The organism is Burkholderia sp. 4M9327F10, assembly GCF_005503145.1.
GTDB lineage: Bacteria > Pseudomonadota > Gammaproteobacteria > Burkholderiales > Burkholderiaceae > Paraburkholderia.
In genome coordinates this window covers 19,714-41,327 of sequence record NZ_SCNV01000003.1, presented here as the reverse complement: position 1 = coordinate 41,327, position 21,614 = coordinate 19,714, and the positions used below count along the sequence as shown (strand labels likewise).

At 62.7% G+C, this 21,614-nt stretch carries 21 protein-coding genes and 1 riboswitch; of the genes, 15 read left to right on the top strand and 6 right to left on the bottom strand.

Annotated elements, in window-relative coordinates:
• Nucleotides 1-154 precede the first annotated feature (154 nt).
• The 9 genes from FFS45_RS04390 to FFS45_RS04350 all read left to right on the top strand — a co-directional run bounded on the left by FFS45_RS04390 (nucleotide 155) and on the right by FFS45_RS04350 (nucleotide 9,228).
• The gene (locus FFS45_RS04390; protein ID WP_137953499.1) at nucleotides 155-970 is read left to right on the top strand and encodes a DUF72 domain-containing protein; all 816 of its coding nucleotides are present in this window, start codon (nucleotides 155-157) and stop codon (nucleotides 968-970) included.
• A gap of 37 nt (nucleotides 971-1,007) precedes the next feature.
• Entirely contained in the window at nucleotides 1,008-1,916 is a 909-nt protein-coding gene (locus tag FFS45_RS04385) for a LysR family transcriptional regulator (RefSeq protein ID WP_137953498.1), read from the top strand.
• A gap of 139 nt (nucleotides 1,917-2,055) precedes the next feature.
• On the top strand, nucleotides 2,056-2,490 hold the full coding sequence (locus tag FFS45_RS04380; RefSeq protein ID WP_137953497.1) for a MarR family transcriptional regulator: 435 nt from the start codon (nucleotides 2,056-2,058) through the stop codon (nucleotides 2,488-2,490).
• A gap of 130 nt (nucleotides 2,491-2,620) precedes the next feature.
• The gene (locus FFS45_RS04375) at nucleotides 2,621-4,129 is read left to right on the top strand and encodes an efflux transporter outer membrane subunit (RefSeq protein ID WP_137953738.1); all 1,509 of its coding nucleotides are present in this window, start codon (nucleotides 2,621-2,623) and stop codon (nucleotides 4,127-4,129) included.
• A gap of 65 nt (nucleotides 4,130-4,194) precedes the next feature.
• Nucleotides 4,195-5,355, top strand: coding sequence for an HlyD family efflux transporter periplasmic adaptor subunit (locus tag FFS45_RS04370; protein WP_137953496.1), 1,161 nt, complete (start codon nucleotides 4,195-4,197; stop codon nucleotides 5,353-5,355).
• 87 nt (nucleotides 5,356-5,442) lie between these two features.
• Entirely contained in the window at nucleotides 5,443-6,999 is a 1,557-nt protein-coding gene (locus FFS45_RS04365) for a DHA2 family efflux MFS transporter permease subunit (RefSeq protein ID WP_137953495.1), read from the top strand.
• A 333-nt stretch (nucleotides 7,000-7,332) separates the two neighbouring features.
• On the top strand, nucleotides 7,333-7,995 hold the full coding sequence (locus FFS45_RS04360) for a DUF3331 domain-containing protein (protein ID WP_249362622.1): 663 nt from the start codon (nucleotides 7,333-7,335) through the stop codon (nucleotides 7,993-7,995).
• Nucleotides 7,996-8,264: 269 nt separating this feature from the next.
• On the top strand, nucleotides 8,265-8,660 hold the full coding sequence (locus FFS45_RS04355) for a DUF427 domain-containing protein (protein ID WP_137953494.1): 396 nt from the start codon (nucleotides 8,265-8,267) through the stop codon (nucleotides 8,658-8,660).
• A gap of 73 nt (nucleotides 8,661-8,733) precedes the next feature.
• A complete protein-coding gene (locus FFS45_RS04350; protein ID WP_137953493.1) occupies nucleotides 8,734-9,228 on the top strand; it encodes a DUF3237 domain-containing protein in 495 nt (164 codons plus the stop codon).
• A 32-nt stretch (nucleotides 9,229-9,260) separates the two neighbouring features.
• Here the strand turns inward: FFS45_RS04350 and FFS45_RS04345 are convergent, their stop codons facing one another.
• The 3 genes from FFS45_RS04345 to FFS45_RS04335 all read right to left on the bottom strand — a co-directional run bounded on the left by FFS45_RS04345 (nucleotide 9,261) and on the right by FFS45_RS04335 (nucleotide 11,587).
• Nucleotides 9,261-10,016: an SDR family NAD(P)-dependent oxidoreductase gene (locus tag FFS45_RS04345; protein WP_137953492.1), complete on the bottom strand. Its 756-nt coding sequence runs from the start codon at nucleotides 10,014-10,016 to the stop codon at nucleotides 9,261-9,263.
• 58 nt (nucleotides 10,017-10,074) lie between these two features.
• The gene (locus FFS45_RS04340) at nucleotides 10,075-10,476 is read right to left on the bottom strand and encodes a nuclear transport factor 2 family protein (RefSeq protein ID WP_137953491.1); all 402 of its coding nucleotides are present in this window, start codon (nucleotides 10,474-10,476) and stop codon (nucleotides 10,075-10,077) included.
• 181 nt (nucleotides 10,477-10,657) lie between these two features.
• Nucleotides 10,658-11,587 carry a LysR family transcriptional regulator gene (locus FFS45_RS04335; RefSeq protein WP_137953490.1) on the bottom strand — a complete coding sequence of 310 codons (930 nt, stop codon included), beginning with the start codon at nucleotides 11,585-11,587 and terminating at the stop codon, nucleotides 10,658-10,660.
• 294 nt (nucleotides 11,588-11,881) lie between these two features.
• A riboswitch (glycine riboswitch) is annotated at nucleotides 11,882-11,995 on the top strand.
• Nucleotides 11,996-12,036: 41 nt separating this feature from the next.
• Here FFS45_RS04335 and FFS45_RS04330 point away from each other — a divergent pair.
• From FFS45_RS04330 to FFS45_RS04320, 3 genes are all read left to right on the top strand, one after another.
• A complete protein-coding gene (locus tag FFS45_RS04330) occupies nucleotides 12,037-13,269 on the top strand; it encodes a D-amino acid dehydrogenase (protein WP_137953489.1) in 1,233 nt (410 codons plus the stop codon).
• A 142-nt stretch (nucleotides 13,270-13,411) separates the two neighbouring features.
• Nucleotides 13,412-13,945: a MarR family winged helix-turn-helix transcriptional regulator gene (locus FFS45_RS04325; protein ID WP_137953488.1), complete on the top strand. Its 534-nt coding sequence runs from the start codon at nucleotides 13,412-13,414 to the stop codon at nucleotides 13,943-13,945.
• The gene (locus FFS45_RS04320) at nucleotides 13,942-15,210 is read left to right on the top strand and encodes an MFS transporter (protein WP_137953487.1); all 1,269 of its coding nucleotides are present in this window, start codon (nucleotides 13,942-13,944) and stop codon (nucleotides 15,208-15,210) included. Before FFS45_RS04325 ends, FFS45_RS04320 begins: the two co-directional genes overlap by 4 nt.
• Before the next feature lie 31 nt (nucleotides 15,211-15,241).
• On the opposite strand, the gene speB is transcribed toward FFS45_RS04320, so the two are convergent.
• The 3 genes from speB to FFS45_RS04305 form a co-directional block, all read right to left on the bottom strand.
• On the bottom strand, nucleotides 15,242-16,207 hold the full coding sequence (gene speB / locus FFS45_RS04315; RefSeq protein ID WP_137953486.1) for an agmatinase: 966 nt from the start codon (nucleotides 16,205-16,207) through the stop codon (nucleotides 15,242-15,244).
• 132 nt (nucleotides 16,208-16,339) lie between these two features.
• Entirely contained in the window at nucleotides 16,340-17,827 is a 1,488-nt protein-coding gene (locus tag FFS45_RS04310) for an aldehyde dehydrogenase (RefSeq protein ID WP_137953485.1), read from the bottom strand.
• Between the two features lie 91 nt (nucleotides 17,828-17,918).
• Nucleotides 17,919-18,470, bottom strand: a complete 552-nt coding sequence (locus FFS45_RS04305) for a cupin domain-containing protein (protein WP_137953484.1) — start codon at nucleotides 18,468-18,470, stop codon at nucleotides 17,919-17,921.
• A 452-nt stretch (nucleotides 18,471-18,922) separates the two neighbouring features.
• Here FFS45_RS04305 and FFS45_RS42235 point away from each other — a divergent pair, with 452 nt between their 5' ends.
• The 3 genes from FFS45_RS42235 to FFS45_RS04290 all read left to right on the top strand — a co-directional run bounded on the left by FFS45_RS42235 (nucleotide 18,923) and on the right by FFS45_RS04290 (nucleotide 21,587).
• Nucleotides 18,923-19,126 carry a hypothetical protein gene (locus FFS45_RS42235; protein ID WP_090683315.1) on the top strand — a complete coding sequence of 68 codons (204 nt, stop codon included), beginning with the start codon at nucleotides 18,923-18,925 and terminating at the stop codon, nucleotides 19,124-19,126.
• A gap of 300 nt (nucleotides 19,127-19,426) precedes the next feature.
• On the top strand, nucleotides 19,427-20,221 hold the full coding sequence (locus tag FFS45_RS04295; RefSeq protein WP_137953483.1) for a gamma-glutamyl-gamma-aminobutyrate hydrolase family protein: 795 nt from the start codon (nucleotides 19,427-19,429) through the stop codon (nucleotides 20,219-20,221).
• A 31-nt stretch (nucleotides 20,222-20,252) separates the two neighbouring features.
• Nucleotides 20,253-21,587, top strand: coding sequence for a glutamine synthetase family protein (locus FFS45_RS04290; protein WP_137953482.1), 1,335 nt, complete (start codon nucleotides 20,253-20,255; stop codon nucleotides 21,585-21,587).
• The last annotated feature ends 27 nt before the right edge of the window (nucleotides 21,588-21,614 follow it).

Here is a 21,614-nt window from a genome sequence, read left to right as displayed (position 1 = left end):
TATCGCGCAACGCGATATGGCGGATAACAACTATCCATTTTTTAGATAAACCACGAGCCCCGCGAGGAAGGTTGTGGCGTGAGCCGGTACAACCCAAGGCCGCTCAGCGACGGCTGCGTTAAGCTATGCGGCACGAAAAGGAGGGCAACCGCATATGGCAACGCGCACGGCACCGCAAATCAGAGTGGGAATTGGTGGCTGGACGTATGCCCCGTGGCGCGGGGTGTTTTATCCCGAGGACCTGGCGCAAAAGCGCGAGCTCGAATACGCGAGCCGGCACCTGACTACCATCGAGATCAACGGCACGTTCTACGGCCTGCAAAAACCCGAGAGCTACATGAAGTGGCACGACGAGACGCCCGACGATTTCGTCTTCGCCCTCAAGGCGCCGCGTTACGCGACCAACCGGCGCGTGCTGGCCGAGGCCGGCGACAGCATCGAGCGCTTTTTCGCCAGTGGCCTCACGCATCTGAAGCGCAAGCTCGGCCCGGTGAACTGGCAATTCGCTACCACCAAGCAATTCGATCCAGAGGACTTCGAAGCATTTTTGGCGTTACTGCCCAGGAAACTGGACGGCCAAACGCTGAAGCATGCCGTCGAGGTCCGGCACGAGAGTTTCCGCAGCGAAGCCTTTGTCGCGTTGGCGCGCAAATACGACGTCGCCATTGTGCTCGCGGCCGATAGCGAGTATCCGCAAATCGCGAACCTCACCGCGCCGTTCGTCTATGCGCGAATCATGGGAACCAGCGAAACGCAGGCGCAAGGCTATTCGAAGAAGGCGCTCGACGCATGGGCGGAGCGGGCACGCCAGCTCGCCGCAGGCAGCGTCCCGGCCGATCTCGAACCGGTCGCGGCTCAGGCCGCCGCTCAGGCCGCCGCAAAGCGCGGCGCCGATGTTTTTCTCTACGTGATCAGCGGCTTCAAGGAACGCAATCCGGCAGCGGCGCAAGCGATCATTGAACGGCTTTGATACCTGTCTTGATGCAGTTCATCGAAGAGATCTCACCATGGAATATGTCGAAAGCCTGCGTGTTTTCCGCTCAGTGGTCGAATTGAAGAGTTTCACCCGCGCGGCGGATACGCATGGGCTGGCCCGCCCGGCGGTGTCGCGGGCGATAGCGGCGCTGGAAGAGCGGATGGGATGCCGGCTGTTAAACCGCACCACCCGGCAGATCTCGCTCACCGAGGCCGCGGAACGGTTCTACGAAGGCTGCGTGCGCATCCTGGACGATATCGATGCCCTCGAGGCGGACGTAGCAAACCAGACACGGGAAGCGAGCGGCGTCTTGCGCCTGGTCGCTCACACAACGGCGACGGTAAGCCGGCTGGTTCCCCTGATTGCCGGATTCAAGCGGGCGCATCCGAAGGTCACGCTCGACGTGACGCTGACCGAGCGGTCCGTCGACCTGGTTGCCGACGGCTATGACCTCGGCATCATTCTTCCGTACATGCTGACAAGCGAAACGACCGTCGTGCGTCTGCTCGAACGCATTGCGCTTGTGATCGTCGCAACGCCGCAGTATCTGCAGGCGTCAACGGCGCCTGGACATCCCTCCGAACTGGCCGATCATCTTTTCGTACCGATGTCGCCGTCCATCCGCCGCCCCGCTATTGGCTTCCGCATTGGCGAGGACGAACTGAGCATTCCCCTGCGCTTCGATATCTCGTCGAACAGTCCCGCCTTCAACCTGGAAATGGTGCGGCAGGGCTTCGGAATTGGTGTCGTGCCTGAAACCCTTGTGGAAAACGAACTGGCCTCGGGGAAGCTCGTGCGCCTGTTCACCGATTTGCCGCTTGTCGACGACAGCATCGAAATCCAGCTCGCTTACAGCAACCGGACACTGCTGCCAGCGAAGGTGCGCGCGTTTATCGACTATGCGGCGGACTTTTTCACAGCATTGGCGGCATCGCGCTAGTCAGGCGAGCGGCCTGCAAGGTGGCCTGCAGACGGGCGGCAAAACCGCCCGCGCAGCGCGTCATTGGTGCGAAAAACGATAACAAACTGATAACGCTCCCCGTATCGCTTCCGGGCGGGCGCCGCCTTATTCTGTGCACATGCACTCAAATGACCTTACGGACGACGATTGTTTCGCCCTTCGCCAGGCCTCTCGACACATTTCGAAGCTTTACGAGCGTCATCTGTCCGAGGCCGGTATCACGCCCACGCAGTTCAGCATCCTCAGAATCCTCGGGCGCTGCCCGAACCTGACGATGGCTGAACTGGCCAAGGCGATGGTGATGGACAGAACGACCCTCGTCCGGCTGCTCAAACCCCTGCTCCGGCGTGGACTGGTGGCGGCTCCTGCCGAAGGGCAAAGCAACCGGCGGCTAAGTTTTGTACTCACCGGGAAAGGACTGACGAAGCTCGACGAAGCGGCCGCTTACTGGGCGGCTGCGCAGGCGAGTTTCGAACATAGCTTTGGGCAGCAACAGGCAGCCTATCTGCGAAGCGAACTGTTCCGCATGACGGGCGACCTGTCCGACAGGTAATCGCCAGGCAACAAACTGATGCGCTTGCACGTATCGATAAGTGAACATCTGAACATTAATGTGTGTATATGCACCGTCAATCGTGCGAAGCCAAATTGACCAGATTAGCCAAAGGAAAATCGAAATCATGATGAACCATCATCGGCCCGGGTTGCGGGTCAACACATGGGCGGCCTCGATAGCCGCGGCGCTCGCCGCACTGAGCCTCGCCGGATGCGTCAACTACGCCGGTATCAAGAGCGACAAGCAGATCGAGCCGCCCACCAGGTTTGAGACGCAGCAGAGCTTGCCCGCCGAGGGCGGACAGTGGCCAGGCATGGATTGGGCCGGTCAGTTCGGCGATCCGCAACTGCCCGCATTGATCAACGAAGCCCTGCAGGCCAATCCCACCATCGATCAGGCACGCGCCCGCATCGAGAAAGCCACCTCATATGTCGGCAGCGCCAACTCGACGCTCTACCCGAATGTCACCGGCAGCTATGCCTGGACGCGGCAGCTTTATACCGGCAACGGCATCGTTCCGCCTCCGTACAACGGCACGTGGCAAAGCGAGAACAACGTGCTCGCCAGCGCTTCGTGGGACCTCGACCTGTGGGGCAAGAACCGGCAGAAGCTCGCTCAGGCCATCTCGGAGGAAAAGGTAGCGGACGCCGAAGCCGAAGAGGTGCGCATCTCGCTCGCGGCCTCGGTGGCGAGCACCTACAACCATCTTGCGCAGCTCTACGCGTTGCGCGACATCGAGGTTCGCGAAGTCAGGAATCGCGAGGACATCGGCCGGATCACGGATGGGCGCGTCGGCGCCGGACTCGACACCAACGTGGAACGGCAGACCGCATACGGCGAAACCTCGACGAGCCGATCTAGCGTCAGCGACCTCGACGGACAGATCACAACCGTGCGCTATCAGCTGGGCGCACTGCTTGGCGCGGGACCGGATCGTGGTCTCAGGATCGCCAATCCCGTGCTGGGAGACAGCGCCAGCGTCGCGCTTCCCGACAACCTGCCCGCCGATCTGCTCTCGCGCCGTCCGGACATCGTTGCAGCTTACTGGCAGGTGGATGCAGCCATCCACGATGTGAAGGAAGCCAAGGCCGAGTTCTATCCGGACGTCAATCTCTCGGCAGCGGCGGGACTCGATGCCTTTGGCTGGGGACGGCTGCTGACGGCCGGAAGCCGGCAGATCCAGGCGGGACCGGCGATTCACCTTCCCATCTTCGATGCCGGCGCACTGCGCTCGCAACTGAAGGGACGCTATGCGGATTTCGACTACGACGTCGCCACCTACAACCAGACGCTGATCAACGCGTTATCCGACGTTGCCACCCAGGTCACGCAGATTCACTCGGCCGACCGCCAACTGGTCGACGCGCAGCAGGCACTGGATGCGCAAACCAAGGCGTATCAGCTCGCGCTCGTTCGCTACAAGGCCGGGCTGAACCAGCAACTGCAGGTGCTGGACGCGGACAACAACCGGCTCGCCGCTGAAACGGCCGTCGTCAATCTCCAGATGGGCCGCCGCAACATGCAGATCGGACTGATCAAGGCAATGGGCGGTGGCTTCGACGCCTCGCATGCGGGCCTTGCAGCGGCTGCGGAGACACCGATTCCCGCGCCGGCCAACGGCACGGCCACTCAATGAATAACCCGATTCACCGCGAGGCGTAAGCGCCAAACGGCATCCAGCACATTCTTTAGGAGCTAGTCATGAACACACCTCAAACACCGTCGGCCGAAGCGCCGGCAAAGAAACCCGGCAAACGTAAACTGCTGCTCGCGCTGCTTGTGGCTTCCCTTGGAATCGCAGGCGCTGCATATGGTGCCTACTATTTCCTCGACGCCCGCTATCACGTGGATACCGACGACGCCTACGTCAACGGCAACGTCGTGCAGATCACGCCTCAGATCACAGGCACCGTTATCGCGGTCAATGCCGACAACACACAGGTCGTGAAGACGGGCGAACCACTCGTCCAGATCGATCCGGCCGATGCAAAGATCGCCCTGCAACAGGCCGAGGCCAACCTGGGGCAGACCGTGCGCCAGATCCACGGCCTGTATGTCGACGACGACAAATACCGCGCAGATATCGCCGAGCGCCAGTCCGATCTTTCGAAAGCCCAGGACGATTTGCAGCGCCGGCTCTCCACCGGCATGACAGGCGCCGTGTCGGCCGAAGAAATCTCCCATGCGCGCGACGCCGTCAGGTCCGCTCAGGCTGCACTCGATGCAGCCCGGCAACAGCTTGGCGCCAATCGCGCGCTGACAGCCAATACGTCGGTTGCGAACCATCCCGATGTACAGGCAAGCGCGGCTCACGTTCGCGACGCATACCTCGCCTATGCGCGCACCACCTTGCCGGCGCCGGTGACCGGATATATCGCACAGCGCACGGTCCAGGTCGGACAGCGCGTGTCTCCCGGCACGCCGCTGATGTCCGTCGTGCCGCTCGAACAGGTGTGGGTGGATGCGAACTTCAAGGAATGGCAGCTTCGGCATATCCGCGTTGGGCAACCGGTTGAGCTGACCGCCGACGTCTACGGCTCTTCTGTCGTCTATCACGGCAAGGTGGTGGGCTTTACGCCGGGCACCGGATCGGCACTGGCGCTGTTGCCGGCGCAGAACGCGACCGGCAACTGGATCAAGGTGGTGCAACGGCTGCCGGTGCGCATCGAAATTCCCCCCGCGGAGCTGGAAAAGCATCCGTTGCGCGTGGGTCTTTCAATGAACGTGGATGTCGACGTCAAGGACCCCAACGGCGCGCAGCTCGGGACGGGCTCTCCCTCGACCTACAAGACCGACGTATTCGCAAAGTATGGCGACGAAGCAGATGCCGCGATCGCCCAGATCATTGCCGAAAACGAATGACCGCTCCTCGCCGGCGAGGGGCATGCGAAGCGCGCCCCGCCCCTGCCGTGCCTCTTTCGCCATATACACCATTGCCGGATTATCACCATGGACACCAACCATCAGAATCCGCCCCCGCTGACGGGGGCGACACTCGCCCTAGGCTCGCTCAGTGTGGGCCTCGCAGGCTTCATGACCGTGCTTGACTCGTCGATCGCCAACGTTGCCATTCCGACCATCTCGGGAAACCTGGGCGTATCGGTTGACGAAGGCACGTGGGTTATCACCGTATTTGCCGCCGCCAACTCCGTAGCGATACCGTTGACAGGCTGGCTGACCCAGCGGCTGGGTCAGGTTCGCCTGTTCGTCGGTTCGATCCTGTTGTTCGTATTCGCGTCGTGGCTGTGCGGGATTGCGCCAACCTTGCCGATCCTGCTGCTTGCGCGCGTATTGCAGGGCGCCGTGGCCGGGCCGCTGATTCCCATGTCGCAAGCACTCCTGCTCAGTTCGTGGCCAAAGGCGAAGTCGTCGCTGGCGCTATCGCTGTTCTCAATGATTGTCGTGACCGGACCCATCGTGGGGCCGGCACTGGGCGGCTGGGTCACGGACAGCTATAGCTGGTCGTGGATCTTCTACATCAACATCCCGGTCGGTCTGTTTGCCGCGGCGATGGTCTGGATTCTCTACCGCAAGCGCGATACACCCGCTAAAAAGCTGCCAATCGACATTGTTGGACTGGTGTTGCTGATCGTCTGGGTCGCCTCGCTTCAGATCATGCTGGACAAGGGCAAGGATCTCGACTGGTTCTCTTCGAGCACGATCGTCATTCTGACTATCGTTGCCGCGGTGGGTCTTGCGTTCTTCATCGTCTGGGAGCTAACCGACAAAAACCCAATCGTCGACCTTACACTCTTCAAACAGCGCAACTTCCTTGGCGGCACGATTTCGATTGCGGTCGCCTATGCCATCTTCTTCGGAACGCTGGTGTTGCTGCCGCAGTGGATGCAGGAATACCTGGGCTACCGCGCAGTAGACGCCGGGCTGGCGACGGCGCCGCTCGGTATTTTTGCGGTGATCGGCGCACCGATCATGGGCAAGATCCTGCCGCGCTCCGACGCCCGCATCATTGGCACGTTCGCGTTCATCGGCTTTGCGATCGTCTACTACATGCGCTCGTATTTCTACACGGATCTCAGCGAAGGCTACATTGTCCTGCCGACCCTGCTACAAGGAATTCCGATGGCGCTGTTCTTCGCGCCGCTGACCGTGATCATCCTGTCGGGGCAACCGCCCGAAAAGGTGCCCGCCGCGGCCGGCCTGTCCACCTTCGCACGCATGTTCTTCGGCGGTATCGGCACGTCGCTCGCGGGTGTGGTGTGGAACAACCGGACCATCATGCACCATGAAATCCTGACCCAGCAGTCGAGTCCGACCAACCCGCTGTTCAACGCGCAGATCAGCACATACCACTCGGTGCTGGGCCTCGGCCAGCAGGCATCGTATGCATTGTTCGATCATACGGTGCAGACACAGGCCGCCATGCTGGGGCTAAATGACGTGTTCTACGGCGCGGCGATCGTCATGATCATCATTATCCCGCTCATCTGGATCACCAAGCCCAGCAAGGCCGGCGGCGCAAGCGACGCGGCCGCGGCTGCGCACTGAAGACGGCTGGGGCGCCTGCCCGTCGATGGGGCCGCGCATCGCCCGCGCGGCCCCATTGGCCCGATTGGCCCGATTGGCCCCATTGTTAGCCGAACCCAAACGGTGTTTTCAGGGACGGCGCATTTATCTGGCCTAGGCAAGTAGATAAGATCCCTTCCAAGGTGTTATCAACAACACCAACCCTCCGCCTCTCGCTACCCGTTGTGCCGCGCGACGTCACGACGGGCGTTCGCGTCTTCGCGACGCGCTGCGTGCAGCGGGGCGCCCCGTTGCCGCGTCACGCCGCGACGGGTGCCCGCAGCCCCGAGGACGGACCCAAACAGAGGATTCCACGTGAACGTTACAGGACCCGAGCCAGACTTCGCAGCCACGCTGAAGACGCCCACAGCACGCAATCGGCGCCTGAAGGCCAACGAGGCGCAGCGTAACGACGTCGTCGAGCGTGCCTTTGTGCCCGCTGGCGATCCCAACGCGCCGAAAGTATCGGCGCTCACGCCTCCCCGCCTTCCCGACCCGTGGGCGGTTGTGATTGCCGGATTGAAAGAAAGTGCAGCGCCTGTGCAGAACGGGATCAGCGAAAGCGATTCGAAAGACTCGCAGGACGCAGCCAGTTGTGGCAGGCACGCGTCCAGCGGCGTACGCAAGCCCGCGCCCCGCCCTGGGCGCGACTGCGCCAATCAGGCACGCAGAGGTGCGGCGGCGGATCGCGCGCGGGCGCCCGCCGGTAACGCGAAGAACGTGGTTGTCACGTTTGTCGAGCGTTTCAGCCCGAAGTCGGTTTCGATCACATGGCGCGACGCCACCGCCGCCAACTACTGCGAGCAGCTCTGGATTCGCAGAATCGCGCGGTCACAAGGGGTCTGCGCGCTCACCGGCAGCAGCATCGTGCGCGGCGATGCGGTGTATGGACCTGCGGGCCGCACGGCGGCGCGACCGGCTAACGCCGCGCAGATGGTGCTCGCCGACGCAATCGAAGAGCTCGAAGCCGCCGCTTGACGCGGCATATCGGCCGGTTCAGCGTGGCCCGGTGCAAGGCCGGGTCACGCCGAACCGGCCCTTCCCACAGCGTCACAGACGCAGCCTCCCTCCCGCCTCCTACGACGCCCGCCTTGCGACCGACGACATCCTGCACGTCGTCAGCGGCGCGAAGCTTTAATCTATAGACTTGACTCCATGTGCCGCCCGAGGCCACCTGAGCGGCGGCGGTCCGCAACACCGGTTTCGCCCCGCTTCAACGCGGGCGGCTCAACCCAAGGAGCGTTCCCATGTCCACTAACGTCAATCAGGCAGTCAAACCCGTCAAGGTTCCAGGGCCCGATCATCCGATCACCATCGAGCCGAATCCGGCGCACATCGTGGTGAAGCTCGGCGGCAAGGTGATCGCGGATACACGCGAGGCGCTGACGCTGCGCGAAGCCGCCTACCCGCCCGTGCTGTACATTCCGCGAAGAGACGTGGACATGACGCTGCTCGAACGCACCGAGCATGCCACCTACTGCCCCTACAAGGGCGATTGTGCGTACTTCTCGATCCCTGCGGGCGGCGCGCGCTCGGTCAATGCGGTCTGGACCTACGAGAAGCCCTACGCGGCGGTCGCGCAGATCAAGGATTATCTCGCCTTCTACCCGGACCGCGTGGATGGCATCGAGGTGCACGCCTGATTGCATCGGGCCGGTCAATTTCGGCGCGAGTGAGCGGATGGAGCGTTCGCGCCGACCAATCAAGGTGAACACAATGCCCACTCCCGCTTTCGACTCGCTTCCCGCCAATCTCAAGAACCTGCAAACGCGTCCGCTGTTCGTGCTGCGCCTCGATGTCAAGCCGGTCGTGGTAGTGGGCGCGACGCCGGGCGCGGTGCGGCGTATCGGCGTCGTGCCGTCCGGCACCTTCACCGGCGAGCGGCTCTCGGGTAAGGTACTCGACGGCGGCAGCGATTGGCAGACCGTGCGCACGGACGGCAGCACCACGCTCGACGTGCGCCTGATTCTGCAAACCGACGACGGCGTCCATCTCACGATGGCCTACCAGGGCATCCGTCACGGCACCGCCGATGTCATGCAACGGCTGGCCAACGGCGAAGAGGTCGACCCCGCCAGTTACTACTTCCGCATGAGTTCGACTTTCGAAGCCCCGGCCGGCGAGTACGAGTGGCTAAACCGCGTAATTGCAGTCGGCACGGGGCATCGGTTTCCGGATGGGCCGGTTTATAGCGTGTTTGAAGTGCTATGAGCCGCAGGCATGCAGTGCTTTGGCTGATATCTTCATCCGCCAAACACCGCAGCCATCTGCGCATTGAACCCATTCACGAACTCATGCTCCCCCGGCCCCGGATTGCCGCGGAACTGCTTCGCCCCTTCCACCAGAATCTCATCCGCATCAGTGCCGAGGACAGCCATGGTTTCGTCGATGAAGGCGTCCAGCGGCATAGCCTGTTCGGCCTCGCGGCTGTTCATCAGGTCCGTGCGCACCCAGGGCGGTGCAATTTCCAGCACCCGCACCTTCGTATCGCGCAGCAAGAAACGCTGCGACAGAATGTACGAATGCAACGCCGCCTTGGTCGATGAATACACCGCCGTCGGCGCGAGCGGCACGAATGCCAGCACCGAGCTGGTGTAGGCCACCACCGCATCGTCCTTCGTCTTGAGATGGTCGATCAACGCCGAGGTCATGCGGATCGGTCCGAGCAGGTTCGTCGTGACGGTGGAGACGAGCAACGCGTCATCGATCCGGCCCGCGGCGGTATCCGGCAGCATGATGCCGGCGTTGTTGATCAGCACATTGACATCGGGATGGTCCTTGATCAGTTGCGCCGCCGCCCGCGCAATGCTCGCCGGGTCGGTCATATCCAGCTCGATGGCCGCCATGCCGGGGTTTGCCGCCACCACCTCGTCGAGATGGCCGCGGCGCCGCCCGCTAATAATCACCTTGTTGCCGCGCTGGTGCAGTGCCTCGGCCAAACCGCGCCCAATGCCTGAACCGCCGCCCGTGATAAAAATCGTGTTTCCGCTGAGTTTCATGATGGTGTCCTTGAAGATGCTGTGATCGGAGATATTCCGGTAGTCAATCTGTCCGGCGTCAAGCCGGGAAGCGGTCACCGAACATCGGCAAGCCGCTCACCGAATCCGCCTGGGTTGCTTCGTCCTGCAAAACATCCCAATGTTCAGCAAGCTTGCCGTCTTCGAAACGAACCACGTCGGCCGCAATCCATGCCGCCGGCCGGCCGTGCCCGGAGAAGCGGCCATGTGCAATCACATAGTCGCCTTCGGCCACGATCAACTGGTTCTCGTAGCGCAAGGTCTCCGGCAGCGTGCGGATCAGGTTGAACAGGCCATTGCGTCCTGGTGCGATGTGCGCGCTGTGCTGGATATAGCGGTCTGACCAGAAACGCTGCGCGGCCGCATAGTCGCGCTTGTTGAAAAGCGTGTCGAAAGCCTCGAGTACGAGGGCCTTGTTTTGCTCAGGGGTGGTTTTACTCATGTCAGCCTCGATAAAAATGGCGTGTCGGCCGTGGCAATCGGCATGCCGCGGAAGACCGGCCGGAAGTGGCGAAACGTGCCATCGCTCATCGGCTGCACAAGTACCGTGCCGTTAGCGTGTGGTCGCGTTGTGAAGGGAAAGATAGTGGCGGACAGGCGGAGCCGGTAGCCGTCCGTTTTCGCTATCTCTTATGCATGGGATGCATAGATGAGGCGCCGTCGCGCTGTTCGCGCCGGAAATCCGCGGTGAGATGCTCCACCACTGCGCGCCCCGCCGCACGCGTCGCCCGGCCCATCGGAAAGTAGGCATGCACGGGGATATCGGCGGTCTGCCAGTCGGCCAGCAGCCGCACCAGCGAACCGTCGGCCAGTTCGCGGCGGCAAGCCCATTCGCTCGTCGACGTAATGCCGACGCCTGCCACGGCCGCGGCAACCGCCCCTTCGTTCTCGTTGGTCGAGAAATGCGGCTCGAGGTCCACCGCCAGTTCCTCGCCGCCGGCGCTTGTAAACCTCCAGCCGCTCGCCACCACCGAGGCGGGTCCGTCGACGATGCGATGGCGCGCCAGTTCCTCCGGTGTCGTGGGCGCGCCATGGCGGTTCACGTAGTCGCGCGAGGCGACGATCACCCGCGGAATATGGGTAATCAGCATGGCGGTGGCGCTCGAATCGACGAGACGCCCGAGCCGGATAGCCACATCCACCGCTTCCTTGACGAAGTCCCGCGGCCGGTCCCCCAGCAACATCTGCAGACGCAGTTCGGGATGCCGCTCGAGAAACGGCGCAAGACGCGGAATGATCTCGCGAATCGCCACGCTGCTCGGCATGCTCATGCGCAACATGCCGCGCAACTCGCTGCCTTCGCGCACGCTCTGCTCCGCATCCTCGAGGGCAATGAGGATCGGATCGAGGCGGGAGAGGAACTCGGCGCCCGCATCGGTCAGCATGACGGCGCGGGTGGTGCGTGTGAGAAGCCGTGCCCCCAGGTCGCTTTCGAGCTCGGCGATGATGCGCGATACCTGCGATTGCGACAGCCCGCATTCGCGCGCCGCAGCCGAGAAGCTGCCGAGTCGCGCGACGCGGGTATAGAGCCTGAGCGAAAGAATGTCCTTCACGGCGCCGGAGTGTCAGGGTGAATGAACCTGAGCAAGGCTATACGATTGATGCGTGTTGCGCAAATAAGCGGGAGCGCCGCCAGCCACAAAATGGCGTCTCCAACATGGCCCGCCGGGAGGCGCGCGCCACGGCCAGAAGACAGTTCACGCAAAAAACCGCTTGCCGGATTTTTTGGTAACGGCTACCTTTACGCCGTTCTACACGCTGTCGCGGGAGAGACCGTCACGCAGAAATGCGCTGGCGGCGCCGACGGAGCAACCGCCCCGGAAACTCTCAGGCACAAGGACCGCCCAGCGGGAACATCTGGAGAGCGGCGTTTGACGCGCCCACCGAAGGGGATTTTCGTCCGCCCGGCAGCGGGTTGCGCACGGAAAGAAACTCTCAGGTAAATGGACAGATGGGGCATGGAAGCCGGAAACGGCCGTGCTCACTTACTCTGGACCATCACATGTCACGCATCGCCATCATCGGCGCCGGCATTACCGGCGTCACGACCGCTTACGCCCTCGCGCAACGCGGCTTTAACGTCACCGTGTTCGAACGCCACCGCTACGCCGCGATGGAAACCTCGTTCGCCAACGGCGGCCAATTGTCCGCCAGCAACGCGGAGGTGTGGAACAGCACCGCCACGGTCCTCAAAGGCCTGCGCTGGATGCTGACGCGCGACGCCCCGCTGCTGCTCAATCCTCTGCCGAGCTGGCACAAGTACTCGTGGATGGGCGAGTTTCTGCGGCAGATTCCGCACTATCGCGCCAACACCGTTGAAACCGTGCGCCTTGCCATCGCCGCGCGGCAGCATCTGTTTGCGATGGCGGCAAACGAGAAGATCGATTTCGACCACGAGCAGCGCGGCATCCTGCACGTGTACAAGACCCGCAAGGAATTCGACACGGCGGCCAAGGTGAATGCGCTGCTCAAGGAAGGCGGGCTCGACCGTGAACCGGTGAGCGCGGCCGAAATTCGCCGCATCGAACCCACGCTTGACGGCGTCTTCCACGGTGGCTTTTTCACCCCATCCGACTCCACCGGCGACATACACAAGTTCACCCGCGGTCTCGCGCAAGCGTGTGAGCGTCACGGCGTCAATTTTCTCTACGACACGGAGATCGCTTCGATTACGCGTGACGGGACGGGGGCGTTCAGCATTACCGCCACCCAGGCAGGTGAACCGTTTCAGCAATGCTTTACGCAGGTCGTGGTCTGCGCGGGGGTGAAGAGCCGCGAGTTCGCTTCGATGCTCGGCGACCACGTCAACATCTACCCGGTCAAAGGCTATTCGATCACCGTCTGCCTCGACGATGCGGCGAGCCAGCAAGGCGCGCCCTGGGTCAGCCTGCTCGACGACAGCGCCAAGATCGTCACCAGCCGTCTGGGCGCCGACCGCTTCCGCGTGGCCGGAACCGCCGAGATCAACGGCTTCAATCGCGATATCCGCGCGGAACGGATTGCGCCACTGACCGAATGGACGCGGCGCTACTTCCCGCAGGTGAACACGTCGCGAGTCATCCCCTGGGCGGGCTTGCGGCCCATGCTGCCGAGCATGTTGCCGAAGGTGGGCAAAGGACGCCTGCCCGGCGTGTTCTACAACACCGGCCACGGCCATCTTGGCTGGACGCTGTCCGCTGCCACCGCCGCCGGCGTGGCGGACGTGATCGAGCAGACCAGCCGGCGCGCGGCGTAGCCGTTTCAATCGAGTACAGAAGCGGGGGACAAAGGCGGGATACAAAAGCGGGGTACAAAAGCGCTGCCGAAAAGAAACTTGCAATATCGCCCCAATGTGTGCAACATGAATATATGCACACTGCACACATTGGGGCATTGTCATGACACAGCGCACAGAAAACCTGCTTGGCGTGCTCGCCTTGCTGGTGACAGATGAGATGAACGCGCAGAACACCGTGCCGGCGCTCGCCGGCGCCACGGCGCGCGCCATGCTCAATGCGGTCGGCCAGTATCCGGACTCGTCCATTGAAGTGCTGCGCGATGCGGTGGATCTCTCGCATCCGGCCGCGGTACGCGCGGTGGCGGGACTCGTCGAAGCGGGCCTGATCGAAAAGAAGCCCGGCGCAGATAAGCGCGCTGTGGCGCTCGCCCTCACCGCCAGCGGCAAGCGCGAAGCAAAGCGCCTGCAAACAGCGCGCGAACGCATGCTGCAACGCGTGGTGGGCCGCCTTGATGAAAGCGAACGCGTCGTTTTCGAAGACCTGTTGATCAAGATCCTCTGGCACGAAACGCGCGATCCGGCACATGCCATGCAACTGTGCCGCCTGTGCGACGAGGGCCCTTGCCTCAAGGCAGGCTGTCCGGTCGAATGCCGCGAAACAGGCTTGCCGATGCCGCAGCGGAGTGGCACATGAATCCCGCCGCGCCGGTGCGCTGGCATGCCATCGCCGCGCTGACCGCCGTGTCTGCGCTGACGCAGATCGGTCAGTTCGGCATCGGCTTTATGGTGTTGCCCGTGTGGCTGGCTCATCAGGGACTCGATGCGCCGCGCGCAGGCCTCTTTTCCGCGGCTCAGTGGGCGGGTATGTTCGCGGGATTGCTGGCGGCCCCGCGGCTGGTCGAACGGTTCGGGGCGAAGCGAACCGTGGCAATCGCGCTGGCGGCAACGGTCCTCGCCTTCATCAGCATCCGCGCGCTGCTGTGGCCGTTATGGATGGCGCCAGGCTTCCTGATCGGACTCGGCATGGGGCTGCGCTGGATCGCCAACGAGACCTGGCTCTACCGGATGGTTCCTGCGCAGGCTAGCGGACGCGTGGTCGGCCTGCACGAGACCTTGATCGCAGTTGCGGGAGTGATTGGCCCCGCGCTTGCCGCCTGGTACGGCGTCGACGGTCCGCTCGTCTTCGCGGCGGGCGCGGCGTTCACACTTGCCGCGGCTATTCCGCTTTGGCTGGCCGGTTCCGACGCGGAGAATCACGCGTCAACAGCGGCTACCCAGGATCGGGCCGCGGATCTCGCCTACAGCAGCGAATCAGCGAACGCCGTTGATGCCGCACATGCCAGGCGTCCGGCCCAATACCCTGCCGGCGAACCGGGAAAGGCTATCAATCCGCTGGTCGCACTGGGGATGGTGGTGGTCGTGGTGGGCGGTCTCGGCGACGGCGCACTGTTCGGCCTGTTTCCGCTCTTCGCCGACGGACGCGGCCTAAGCGTCACGCAAACCGCAACCTTGCTCACATGGTTCGGGCTTGGCGGCATGGTCCTGCAGTTCCCGGTGGGCTGGTTCGCCGATCGCGCCGGATTGAGCACGGCGGTTATCGTGTGTGCGGCACTCAGTACGCTCGCCGTTGTTTCGTTCGGACTCGCGGCACCGGCCTCGTGGCTGCTCGGCGCAAGTGCGCTGGTGCTAGGCGGTCTGAATAGCGCTTTCCTCACGCTCGGCGTCTACGCGGCCGCCTGTAGCGACAAGAGTGCGCTGATCCGCAACATGCGGCTGATTTCGCTGACGTTCTGCGCCAGTTCGATTGCCGGTCCGTTGTTAGCCGGCTTCGCAATGAAAGCGCTCGGCAACGACGTGCTGATCTGGCAACTGGCATTGGCGAGCGGCGCGCTCGCCGTTTATACGCTCGGCCTGCTGGAAGGCCGGCGTCAGCCGCGTGGAGCGTCCTCCACGGGCTAACGCCGTCTTTCATCGCCTTGGATTTAGGCCATCACCGTGCCCCGGCCACCTTGCGTTGCCGCCACAGGCACAGCACATCGCACGCAATATGGGCCGCCGCAATCGCGGTGATTTCGCTCTGGTCATAGGCAGGCGCGACTTCCACGACATCGGCGCCTATCAGGTTGACTCCGCCGAGGGCGCGCACGATCGCCAGCCCTTGTGCCGACGACAAACCTCCCGCGACCGGCGTGCCCGTCCCCGGCGCGAAAGCCGGATCGAGGCAGTCGATATCGAAGGTCAGATACGCGGGACGCTCACCGACAATCGACAAGATCCGCTCCACCGCGGCCCGCGTGCCGTGTTCATGCACCCACGCGGCATCGAGAATATTGATGCCCATGAAGTCATCGTTCCACGTGCGGATGCCAATCTGCACCGAGGTCTTCGGATCGATCAGGCCGTCTTTAACCGCCTTGTAGAACATCGAACCGTGGTTCAGGCTGTCCGGACTGTCATCGGCCCAGGTGTCGCAGTGGGCGTCGAAGTGAATCAGCGACAAGGGCTTGCCGTACTTCTCCGCGTGCGCAATCAGCAGCGGATACGTAATGTAGTGATCGCCGCCGAGCGTCAGCATCTTCGCATCCGAGCGCAGGATCGTGCGGGCATGCTCGACGATAGACGGTTTGATGGTCAAGGGATTGTGCGCGTCAAACCAGCAGTCGCCATAGTCGGTCACGGCAAGATCGTCGAACGGATTGAAGCCCCACGGATAGGGATGCAACTCGGACAACTGCACGCTCGCCGCCCGCACCGCGGCGGGGCCGAGGCGCGCGCCGGAGCGGAACGTGGTGGCCAGATCGAGTGGAATGCCGGAAATCGCCACGTCGACACCGTCGAGCTCGCGCGTGTACTTGCGTCGCATGAACGACAGCACGCCCGCGTAGGTGTTTTCGATCGAGGAACCGTAGAGGGACGGACGGCGGATTGCGCCGTCGCCATAGAGGAGTTCAGTCATGGGATGACCTGATAAAACATGCCGGCAACACGCGCGGGTTTCCTGAGGTTGTGCACGTATCGCCCGGCTTCGGATTCATTGGGAACGCGACGGTGCCGCTGTGGCACACCGCCGCGCTGGCTTGCGAATCCTTTAGCGCAGCCGCACCAGCGTAGACTTCAGCTCGGTGTACTTCTCCAGCGCGTGCAACGACTTGTCACGGCCGTTGCCCGATTGCTTGTAGCCACCGAACGGGAAGTTCATGTCTCCCCCTTCGTCGTAGCAGTTGACCCACACGGTGCCGGCGCGCAGACTGCGCGCCATTTCGTGGGCCGTTGTCAGGTTGGCGGTCCAGACCGCCGCGGCGAGGCCGTACTCGCTATCATTGGCAATCCTGACGGCTTCTTCGGCCGTATCGAAGGTGATGACCGACAACACCGGTCCGAAGATTTCTTCGCGGGCAATTCTAGCATTCGGCGCGGTGTCGAAAATGGTGGGCTCGATATAGTAGCCACCGCTGTCCTGCTTCACACGGCCGCCGCCCAGCAGCAGTTTCGCTTCGGCACGCCCCGCTTCGATATAGCCCAGCACACGCTCCAGTTGCACCTGGTCGACAATCGCGCCCATCGAGGTCTTCGGGTCGAGCGGGTTGCCCGGCGTATAGCTGCGCGCCGCGGCAATCAGCTTGTCGAGAAACACGTCCTTGATGTCGCGATGCACGAGCAGGCGCGAACCGGCCGTACACATCTCGCCCATGTTGTAGAAGATCGCGCCTGCGGCGGCGTTAGCGGCACGGTCGAGGTCCGCGCAGTCGGGCATCACGATGTTCGGCGACTTGCCGCCCAGTTCGAGCCACACGCGCTTGAGATTCGACTGACCGGCATACTGCATGATCAGCTTGCCGACGTTGGTCGAACCCGTGAAAGCGAGGCAATCCACGTCCGGATGCAAGGCCAGCAGCTTGCCTGGTTCACCTGCGCCCGGCACGACGTTGAACACGCCCGCCGGAATGCCCGCCTCGTGAGCGAGTTGCGCAATACGAATGGCCGTCAGCGGCGACTTCTCGGAAGGCTTCAACACGACGCTGTTTCCCGCCGCCAGCGCCGGGCCGAACTTCCACGACGCCATCAGGATCGGAAAATTCCACGGCACCACGGCCGCCACCACGCCAATCGGCTCGCGCGTCACCAGCCCGACCAGATGATGGTCGGCCGGCGCCACTTCGCCGCCGATCTTGTCGATGGCCTCGGCAAACCACTCGACGCAATACGCGGCGCCCGGCACATCCACCGAGGTGGTGTCGCTGATCGGCTTGCCGGCATCGAGCGTTTCGAGCAGCGATAGCTCGTCGAGATGCTCGCGCATCAGACCGGCCCAACGCAGCAGGATCGCTTTACGCTTGCGCGGGTTGAGGCCCGACCATACGCGCGCATCGAACGCACGCCGTGCGGCAACCACCGCGGCGTTCACATCCTCGGCGGCACTCTCGGCCACTTTGGCGAGCAGCTTGCCGTCGATTGGGCTCAGACAATCGAAGGTACGTCCGCTTGCGGCATGGCGATATTCGCCGTCAATAAACGCACGGCCTTCGATTGAAAGCGTTGCGGCCAGGTCTTGCCAGTAAGCCAGAGTCTTTTCCATCAGGATGCCTCAATGTTATGCGTTCGACGTCCAGCGCGAGAGCTGCCCTTGCAACCATCGTTGGCGTCGTAACGGCGTTGACGCGGAGAGTCTAGAAGCTCGGCGGCGAATTCGCCGAGACGATTTCGCAGACGTGTTCCGCGCTGGGATTGCGAAAACGATGCGGCAAGCGGCTTTCGAAGTAGTAGCTGTCGCCGGGGTCGAGCAGCCACGTGGCGCCATCCACGGTCAATTCGATCTGACCGCTGACGATCACGCCGCCCTCGTGTCCGGTATGCACGAGCATTTCGGGCCCGGTATCCGAGAGCGGCTGGTAGACCTCGCGCAGAATGCCCATGTTGCGGTCCTTCACACCTGCACCGGCGAGATAGAACTCAATCGACTCGTTGCCGAGGTTAGGCATGTCGGCACGGCGCGACACCACGGAGCGGTCGGCCTCCACCTCGAAGGTAAAGAACTCGGCAAGGCTCATCGGAATGCACTCAAGCAGCTTCTTGAGCGAGCCAACCGATGGACTCACGCGATTTTGTTCGATCAGCGAAATAGTGCCGTTGGTGACGCCCGCCCGCTTGGCCAGCTCGCGCTGAGACAGGCCATTCTTCTTACGGATGTACTGCAGGCGGGTCGCAACTTCGATGGACATCGCTGCACTCTCGGAGTGGATGAACCAGGTTGAAGGAACCAGCAAAGGTACCCGGGAATCGCGCAAGCGTTGCGCGAGTGTTGAATATTCTAATCACTTTATTGCCGCCGCTGCTGGGGAAAACCCTGAAAGGAATTCGAAATACTGGCTATTGCAACACGCATACCCGACCCACGGGTTTTGGCCTATTGCCTCGGGTAAGCCCTGATAAATCTTTTATAAAAATGATTTGACGGCATTTTTGGCTCGTATATGCTGATTCACAGGCGATCGTCATGCCACCGTCACAGACCTCAACCGAGGACTTTTGCGGCACAGCGAAGCAGGTTCGCTCCGGCACCCGGCGATCATCCCGCGTCACGTTTCTTTAAACGCACCGTGCGTTTGCTGAGCGAGGCGTTCAATACTTTCAACGTCGCTAGTCGAGTGTAATCGTGAGAGTCCGAGGCCCTTTGGTTAGGTGGGAACGCAGTCAGGCGAGATCGCTTCGTCCTGAAGGCGCCATCGCCGACGGCAGCAACGGCAGCCTTGCGTTTCGCCGCTTTCTGTCCGTCTTCACGATCCTGTCCCGCCGTTCTGTCCGACGTCACAATTCCGTCTCTGCGCGCGCCTTCATTGCGGTGCGCACGGACGAAGTCGCCTCGCTACTGCCGTAGCGCCTCCCCCTAAATTCGCCGTTCGTTCCACCCGTTTGCCTGAGCGCGCCTTTTCTGGCGTCTGCGCTCGAGCACGCGCGCTAGCGCCTGTCACATGGGCATGTTGTGCTGGTAGCGCCATGCGGGCGGTTGAATCGAACGGTCTGCATCACGGCAAGGCGTGGCAGGGTCCGCTTACGACCTCCGCCTGCATTTCCGGTGGCTTTGCGCCCTGCGCACGGCTGCGGAATTCTGTCGCGCCTGTTTTAACGTTGTTCGCGCCGCGTCCAGCGGGGAACAAACACGTCCATTAGATTAGTCATGCGAACCAGACCTCTGGTCGGCATCAGCGCCGACAGAACGATGATGGGAGTGCATCCGTCGCATACGGTCGGCGAGAAATACATCGCCGCCGTGGTCGATGGCTCACAGGCGCTGGCGATGCTGCTGCCTGCGCTCGGCAACCGTCAATCCGCCGCCGAGATTCTGGCGACGGTCGACGGCCTGCTGTTCACCGGCAGCTATTCGAATGTCGAGCCGCGCCACTATGGTGGCGAGGCGAGCGAGCCGGGCACGCTGCACGACGCCGCACGCGATGCGACGACGCTGCCGCTGCTGCGCGCCGCCGTCGACGCCGGTGTACCGGTGCTGGCGGTCTGTCGCGGCTTTCAGGAAATGAACGTGGTGTTCGGCGGGACGCTGCACCAAAGCGTTCACACGGTGGCCGGCTTGAACGACCACCGTGAGAGCAAGGAAGATGAACTGGACGTGCAATATGCACCGTCGCATTCCATCGCGCTGACTCGAGGCGGCCTGCTGCAGCGCCTTGCAGCAGGCGCGCAGGAAGCGCGTGTGAATTCGCTGCACGGCCAGGGCGTCGAGCGGCTGGGCAACGGCCTCGTGGCCGAAGCCACTGCGCCGGACGGGTTGATCGAAGCGGTGAGCGTCAAGCAGGCACGCGCCTTCGCTCTGGGTGTGCAGTGGCACCCCGAGTGGAAGCATGCCAGCGACGCGCTCTCCACCGCGATCTTCCGCGCGTTCGGCGATGCATGCCGCGATCGAATGCGCACCAGGGCCGGCTACGGCGCGGCATCCGCCGCCGCCACCCAGGCTTGAACCGGCCCGCGCAAAAACTGAGAGAACAATCATGCAAGACATCGACGAATTTCTGAAGCAACACCGCATCACCGAGATCGAAGCAATCATTCCCGACATGGCCGGGATCGCGCGCGGCAAGATCATTCCGCGCAGCAAGTTCGAATCCGGCGAATCCATGCGCCTGCCGCAAGCGGTGATGATCCAGACCGTCACAGGGGACTATCCGGAGGACGGCACCCTGACCGGCGTCACTGATCCCGACATGGTCTGCGTTCCCGATGCTTCGACCATCCGCATCATCCCGTGGGCGGTAGACCCCACCGCCCAGGTGATTCACGATTGCGTGCACTTCGACGGCACGCCGGTCGCCATCTCGCCGCGCCGCGTGCTGCGGCGCGTGCTCGAACTGTACAAGGCCAAAGGCTGGACGCCGGTGATCGCGCCGGAACTCGAGTTCTACCTGGTCGACATGAACAAGGACCCGGACCTGCCGCTGCAACCGCCGATCGGCCGGACCGGCCGGCCGGAAACGGGCCGCCAGGCCTACTCGATCGAAGCGGTCAACGAGTTCGACCCGCTTTTCGAAGACATCTACGAGTACTGCGATATTCAGGAGCTTGAAGTCGACACGCTGATTCACGAAGTCGGCGCGGCGCAGATGGAAATCAACTTCATGCATGGCGATCCGCTCAAGCTCGCGGATAGCGTGTTCCTGTTCAAGCGCACGGTGCGCGAGGCCGCGCTGCGTCACAAGATGTATGCGACCTTCATGGCCAAGCCGATGGAAGGCGAGCCGGGCTCGGCCATGCACATGCATCAGAGCCTCGTCAGCGAGGAGACCGGCCACAACCTGTTCACCGGCCCGGACGGCAAGCCGACCCAACTGTTCGACGGCTATATCGCCGGCCTGCAGAAATACACCCCCGCGTTGATGCCGATTTTCGCGCCGTACATCAATTCGTATCGCCGCCTGTCGCGCTTCATGGCTGCGCCGATCAACGTGCAGTGGGGTTATGACAACCGCACGGTGGGCTTCCGTATTCCGCATTCGGGACCGGCCGCGCGCCGCATTGAAAACCGCATTCCTGGCGTGGACTGCAATCCCTACCTCGCGATTGCCGCAACGCTCGCAGCCGGCTATCTCGGCATGACGCAAGGCCTGCGCCCAACCGAACCGCTGATCAGCGACGGCTACGAATTGCCTTATCAACTGCCGCGCAATCTCGAAGAAGGCCTGACGCTGATGGGCGCCTGCGAACCAATTGCCGAAGTGCTCGGCGAGAAGTTCGTCAAGGCCTATCTGGCACTGAAGGAAACCGAGTACGAGGCGTTCTTCCGCGTGATCAGTTCGTGGGAACGCCGGCATCTGCTGCTGCACGTTTAAGGCGCGGTGAGGCAAACAGAACTACTG

What these genes read in the sequence shown, in the direction of transcription:
- FFS45_RS04390 (WP_137953499.1), top strand. Translation starts at nt 155, where the DNA reads ATGGCAACGCGCACGGCACCGCAAATCAGAGTGGGAATTGGTGGCTGG.
- FFS45_RS04385 (WP_137953498.1), top strand. Translation starts at nt 1,008, where the DNA reads ATGGAATATGTCGAAAGCCTGCGTGTTTTCCGCTCAGTGGTCGAATTG.
- FFS45_RS04380 (WP_137953497.1), top strand. Translation starts at nt 2,056, where the DNA reads ATGCACTCAAATGACCTTACGGACGACGATTGTTTCGCCCTTCGCCAG.
- FFS45_RS04375 (WP_137953738.1), top strand. Translation starts at nt 2,621, where the DNA reads ATGAACCATCATCGGCCCGGGTTGCGGGTCAACACATGGGCGGCCTCG.
- FFS45_RS04370 (WP_137953496.1), top strand. Translation starts at nt 4,195, where the DNA reads ATGAACACACCTCAAACACCGTCGGCCGAAGCGCCGGCAAAGAAACCC.
- FFS45_RS04365 (WP_137953495.1), top strand. Translation starts at nt 5,443, where the DNA reads ATGGACACCAACCATCAGAATCCGCCCCCGCTGACGGGGGCGACACTC.
- FFS45_RS04355 (WP_137953494.1), top strand. Translation starts at nt 8,265, where the DNA reads ATGTCCACTAACGTCAATCAGGCAGTCAAACCCGTCAAGGTTCCAGGG.
- FFS45_RS04350 (WP_137953493.1), top strand. Translation starts at nt 8,734, where the DNA reads ATGCCCACTCCCGCTTTCGACTCGCTTCCCGCCAATCTCAAGAACCTG.
- FFS45_RS04345 (WP_137953492.1), bottom strand. Translation starts at nt 10,016, where the DNA reads ATGAAACTCAGCGGAAACACGATTTTTATCACGGGCGGCGGTTCAGGC.
- FFS45_RS04340 (WP_137953491.1), bottom strand. Translation starts at nt 10,476, where the DNA reads ATGAGTAAAACCACCCCTGAGCAAAACAAGGCCCTCGTACTCGAGGCT.
- FFS45_RS04330 (WP_137953489.1), top strand. Translation starts at nt 12,037, where the DNA reads ATGTCACGCATCGCCATCATCGGCGCCGGCATTACCGGCGTCACGACC.
- FFS45_RS04325 (WP_137953488.1), top strand. Translation starts at nt 13,412, where the DNA reads ATGACACAGCGCACAGAAAACCTGCTTGGCGTGCTCGCCTTGCTGGTG.
- FFS45_RS04320 (WP_137953487.1), top strand. Translation starts at nt 13,942, where the DNA reads ATGAATCCCGCCGCGCCGGTGCGCTGGCATGCCATCGCCGCGCTGACC.
- speB (WP_137953486.1), bottom strand. Translation starts at nt 16,207, where the DNA reads ATGACTGAACTCCTCTATGGCGACGGCGCAATCCGCCGTCCGTCCCTC.
- FFS45_RS04310 (WP_137953485.1), bottom strand. Translation starts at nt 17,827, where the DNA reads ATGGAAAAGACTCTGGCTTACTGGCAAGACCTGGCCGCAACGCTTTCA.
- FFS45_RS04305 (WP_137953484.1), bottom strand. Translation starts at nt 18,470, where the DNA reads ATGTCCATCGAAGTTGCGACCCGCCTGCAGTACATCCGTAAGAAGAAT.
- FFS45_RS04295 (WP_137953483.1), top strand. Translation starts at nt 19,427, where the DNA reads ATGCGAACCAGACCTCTGGTCGGCATCAGCGCCGACAGAACGATGATG.
- FFS45_RS04290 (WP_137953482.1), top strand. Translation starts at nt 20,253, where the DNA reads ATGCAAGACATCGACGAATTTCTGAAGCAACACCGCATCACCGAGATC.